The following is a 4,155-nucleotide window of genomic DNA, read 5'->3' as shown; positions in this document are numbered from 1 at the left end:
CGTCGTGCGGTAGCGAGGGGAAGAAGGCTTCGGCATGGCTCGACGCTAACACTCAGGACTCACAACCTGAATCCGCCTCACCGATAAGTGCAACAACGCCGGTCAGCAGCCAGAGCAGGCATCGGCAGGTAGATCGACTTCTATAACACCGAGCGCCCGCATTCGGCACTCGGCGGCAGGACACCGGTCCGGGCCCATCAGGGCCCTGACCTTCAGGCAGCGGCATGATCACCAAGCAAGCTTAGCAGCGTCGCAAACCTGTCCGGGAAATGGGGACCACCTGATCCCGAGGGAGCTTCTGGCCATGCCGCCTCGGCTCTCGCTCCAGCCAACGAAGAGTCTGGAGCGCGGCCAGCAGCAATCTTTTTAGGACCGCACATTTTTTGGCATGATTGCGTGTCAGCACCTGCCGTCGACCCGCATTTAGCCCCTTGCTGGGTAGAACGACAATGGCGGACAAAAATCCGGGGACTGAATTGCCCTAGTCACCTTATGGACACGGTTCGACCATGTGAGTGGTCAGGAATCACTATTGGATGTGCCATCGGTTTCAACTGGCTTGCGCTTTTCTGTCTGAGCGGTAACTTCTCGTGCATTGCCGGGCTGTTTAGTGCTATGGTCAGCTCTACGATTTGGGTCGACTGTGCGCTTCGATGCTGGGTCGCTCCGAACCTGACTTTGGTTTATCTTCTTTACCATTCGATCCTCCTGAAGGTTAAGTTTATTCATGTCTGTCTCCGCGGCGCAGTGCGCCTCGCACGCCTCAGTTCGCAGTTGGAAAAATTCATTAAAAAGATTGCTGCATGCCCTTCCGTCGAGTTTGTGCCTTTAACCTACGAGGCCGGCTCCGACAGGAACGGCCTGTTGGTATCGAGCTTCCATCACCATATGTCCGGCTGCGTCGACAGCCTTACAGAATGCTGCACGCGCAGTTTGCACCGAACCGCGACCTCTTTTCAGTTCCTCAAGCTCACGTTTTGCTCCGAGGTAAGCACTACTATAGAAGTCGTCCCATCGACGATCGACCAGTAGTTCTAACGCCTCGTCGGCATTAGCAATCGTGTGGCTACGAATTGGATCATTCGACAGCGTGATGATTAGCGGTATTCCCCAATTTTTGGGCATGATGGGATCCCTTTGCCTCTATCATGGTAGTCGACTAAGCATGCCTTCGGCCGCCCGGCCGCTTGCCATTGAAACACCGAAACACGCGCAGTGTTCCCCGCCTCCTCCGTGGTCGCGACGTCCTAGATGGCAGCGTGCGCACATGAGAGCTTCACGATCTTGCAAGCAAACCTGTGGCCAGCGCGTAACGATGTCCTGGGGCGTTGAGCGCGACGGCTGCTAACTATCCCTCCTCGGCTGCGAGCCAACCCTGTTAGGACGAAAGTCCTACTCAGCGCACCGCGAAGAAGGCGGACAAGGCGGCGATATCCGCATCCGAAAGACCTTTCGCTGCGGCGCGCATCAGCGATGCACGCTCCGCCCCGCCCCGCGCGCCGTCGCGCCAGAGCGTCAGCTGATCCACGAGATAGGCCTCGCCCTGCCCGTCCAGCAACGGGATGCGCGGATTACGATTGTCCGGGCCATGGCAGGCCAGGCAGCCCGGAACCCGGCCGTTGCCGCGGGCGGCAAGCGCCTCGCCCGCCGCAGGATCCGCGGGGACGGATTGCGCCGGCCCCTCGAGCCGGGCGAGGGCCCTGGCCAGATCGGCATCGCCCGAGGCGGGGACCTTGGCGGCGGCATGGGCCATCATCCCGCTGGGTCGCGCGCCCGAACGATAGGCAGCCAACTGGTCGGCAATGTAATCCGGGGTCAGGATGTCGAGCCGCGGCGCGCGGCTGGTCCCGCCCGCGCCATGGCAGCCGGCGCAATAACCCTCGGCGGCGGGGGCGGTCATGGCCGCATAAGCGTCTGGCGTCATGCCGCGCTGCACGGCCGTCAGGAAGGCCACCACCGCCCAGACCTCGTCCTTGCGGCCCTCGGCGGGCCAGGCGGGCATGCCGGTCATCTTCACGCCCGCATCGACGATCCAGTGCATCTGCGCGGCCGTCCACGGCGTCACGGCCCGATCGATCTGCGGCGGCGGCGGCACCATCTCGGCAATCGTCGCGCCCGCCGACCTGCCGGGTGTCGCATGGCACATCGCGCAGGCGCTGTCGTAATGGCGCGCGCCAAGCTCGATCAGCGCGGGGTCGGACAGATCGTCCGGCACCTCCGCCTCGGGCGGGGCACGCAGCGCGACCGCGTTTTCAAAGGTCGTGTGCATCGCCCAGTCGGTGACCGCCCAGTGCCCGGTCCGGGCCGAGGTGTTGAAGAGCCCGAACAGGACCGTGGCGAAGCCGGCGACGGCGCCGAGCACGGCGAGCGTGGCCAGCGTCAGAAGGACGGTGCGAAGCTGGCTCATGCGCGGGCCTCCTTTTCGCCAAGGGCGCGGGCGGCAAGCAGGACGCCCGCCAGCAGATAGACCGGCGTGCCGATCGCCAGCATCAGCATCCCGCCCGAGGACTGCCCCGGCAGGTCGGGCGGCGTGCCGCAGAAGGCCGCGTAAAGATCGNATGCGCGGGCCTCCTTTTCGCCAAGGGCGCGGGCGGCAAGCAGGACGCCCGCCAGCAGATAGACCGGCGTGCCGATCGCCAGCATCAGCATCCCGCCCGAGGACTGCCCCGGCAGGTCGGGCGGCGTGCCGCAGAAGGCCGCGTAAAGATCGCGCGGCGCCAGCGTCAGCAGCGCGCCGAGCAGCGTCATGTGCATCGAGGTCAGCAGCAGCCCCCCCGCCCCCGCCAGCGCATCCGCGGTCTGCCCGGTCCGGGCCGCGCGCAGGCTGCCCGACCAGACCAGCAGGCCCGCGGTCAGGAAGGTCGCCTGCTCCAGCAGGAAGGCGCCGGGGAAGCGGAAGGCGGCGCCGTGCAGCGCGGGCAGGTGCCAGGCCCAGACCAGCAGGAATTCGACCCCTGCGGCGATCAGGGGAGAGATCGCGAAGGCGCGGCCAAGCGCGGGAAAGCCCAGCACCAGAAGCGGTGCCGCAAGCGCGACCAGCACCATGTGCCGCAGCATGTGCAGCGGAAAGCGCGGCAGCCACGCCTCGAGCGGGGCGAGCCAGATCAGGGCCAGCAGCGCGATCCCGGCGATGGCGCATCCCCGTCTCATCGGCAGGTCCCGATGAACAGCGCGGGCATCGCGACATAGACCACGCCGACGAAGGAGATGATCGCCAGCAGGAAGGCCGCATGGCGCAGGAAGCGGTGACGGTGGCGCGGTTCGCGCAGCGCCACCGGCGCGACCTCTCCGACCTCGCTCAGATCGCGCGACCGCCAGCCGATCCAGAAGATGGCGGCCAGCGCCAGCACGGTCAGCCCAAGGATCGAAAGCCGCAAGACCGCGAGCCCCTCGGCACTGCCGATCTTCGCGCACCAGATCGCCGCGCCGACGTAGCAGAACAGGAAATGCGCGGCCCAGACCAGCGGGGCCGCGGTGATGCGCCAGAGGCTGGCGCTTTCGTCCAGAAGCTCGTCCGCGTCCTCGTGGCAGGTGATCCGGGTCATCTGTGCCTCACAACAGCCGCGGGGCGATGCCGATCACGGCGGCGGTCACCAGCACGGTCAGGATGTGGAAATGCCAGTAAAGCGTGACGTTCCACAGATCAGCGTCGTGTTCGGGGTCGATCTTGCCGAAGATCAGACCGGCCAGACAGTAACCCTGCATCAGCACCCCCACCGCGACATGCGCCCCGGTCCAGATCACCAGCGCGCAGACGATGGCGGGATAGACATGGGTCGAGGGCGCAAGATCCATCACCGACAGCGCGAGCGCGCCCCCGCCCGCAAGCGCGAGGACAAGCCCCGCTGCCAGCGAGGCCTTCGCCGCGCCCCCGCGCCCGGCACGGTTCAGATGCCTCGCCCCCAGCGTGGCGGCCCATGCGATCCCCAGCGCCGCGACGGAGGCCAGCACCAGCAGCGCATCGGCATGCAGCGCGCCTTCGGGCAGAAAATCCGCACGCGAAGTCCAGTAGAAGAAGAACCCGAACACGACCGAGGCGAAGGCGGTGGAATCGCCCAGCATGGTGATCCACATCGCCCACCAGCCCACCGCCGCGGGGCCCGAGGCATAGGTGGGCAGCCGCAGCCCCAGCCCCACGTCCTTCATCGGCTTTTC

Annotated in this window: 4 protein-coding genes and 2 pseudogenes; 1 reads left to right on the top strand and 5 read right to left on the bottom strand. The window is 66.0% G+C overall.

Annotated features, from left to right (window positions below; translation table 11 throughout):
- Window positions 1-102: 102 nt before the first annotated feature.
- Window positions 103-228: pseudogene (locus tag V8J36_RS22710) on the top strand (integrase core domain-containing protein); the annotation flags it as partial.
- Window positions 229-828: 600 nt separating this feature from the next.
- Here the strand turns inward: V8J36_RS22710 and V8J36_RS22705 are convergent.
- From V8J36_RS22705 to V8J36_RS22685, 5 genes and pseudogenes are all read right to left on the bottom strand, one after another.
- Window positions 829-1,125, bottom strand: coding sequence for a DUF982 domain-containing protein (locus tag V8J36_RS22705; RefSeq protein WP_336469593.1), 297 nt, complete (start codon window positions 1,123-1,125; stop codon window positions 829-831).
- Window positions 1,126-1,396: 271 nt separating this feature from the next.
- Window positions 1,397-2,407, bottom strand: a complete 1,011-nt coding sequence (locus V8J36_RS22700) for a c-type cytochrome (protein ID WP_336469592.1) — start codon at window positions 2,405-2,407, stop codon at window positions 1,397-1,399.
- Complete coding sequence (locus V8J36_RS22695; protein ID WP_336469591.1) at window positions 2,404-3,150, bottom strand: cytochrome c oxidase assembly protein; 747 nt, start codon at window positions 3,148-3,150, stop codon at window positions 2,404-2,406. The genes V8J36_RS22700 and V8J36_RS22695 overlap by 4 nt, the downstream gene beginning before the upstream one ends.
- Complete coding sequence (locus V8J36_RS22690; protein ID WP_336469590.1) at window positions 3,147-3,545, bottom strand: hypothetical protein; 399 nt, start codon at window positions 3,543-3,545, stop codon at window positions 3,147-3,149. Before V8J36_RS22690 ends, V8J36_RS22695 begins: the two co-directional genes overlap by 4 nt.
- 7 nt (window positions 3,546-3,552) lie before the next feature.
- Window positions 3,553-4,155: pseudogene (locus tag V8J36_RS22685) on the bottom strand (cytochrome ubiquinol oxidase subunit I); the annotation flags it as partial.

This window comes from Frigidibacter sp. MR17.14 (assembly GCF_037095735.1).
GTDB lineage: Bacteria > Pseudomonadota > Alphaproteobacteria > Rhodobacterales > Rhodobacteraceae > Frigidibacter.
Note: the sequence above shows the minus strand (reverse complement) of the source record. Positions and strands in the feature narration are given on the sequence as shown.

Bases quoted from the DNA above. Each gene is read 5' to 3' on its own strand.
- V8J36_RS22700 (WP_336469592.1), bottom strand. From the start codon at position 2,407: ATGAGCCAGCTTCGCACCGTCCTTCTGACGCTGGCCACGCTCGCCGTG.
- V8J36_RS22690 (WP_336469590.1), bottom strand. From the start codon at position 3,545: ATGACCCGGATCACCTGCCACGAGGACGCGGACGAGCTTCTGGACGAA.
- V8J36_RS22705 (WP_336469593.1), bottom strand. From the start codon at position 1,125: ATGCCCAAAAATTGGGGAATACCGCTAATCATCACGCTGTCGAATGAT.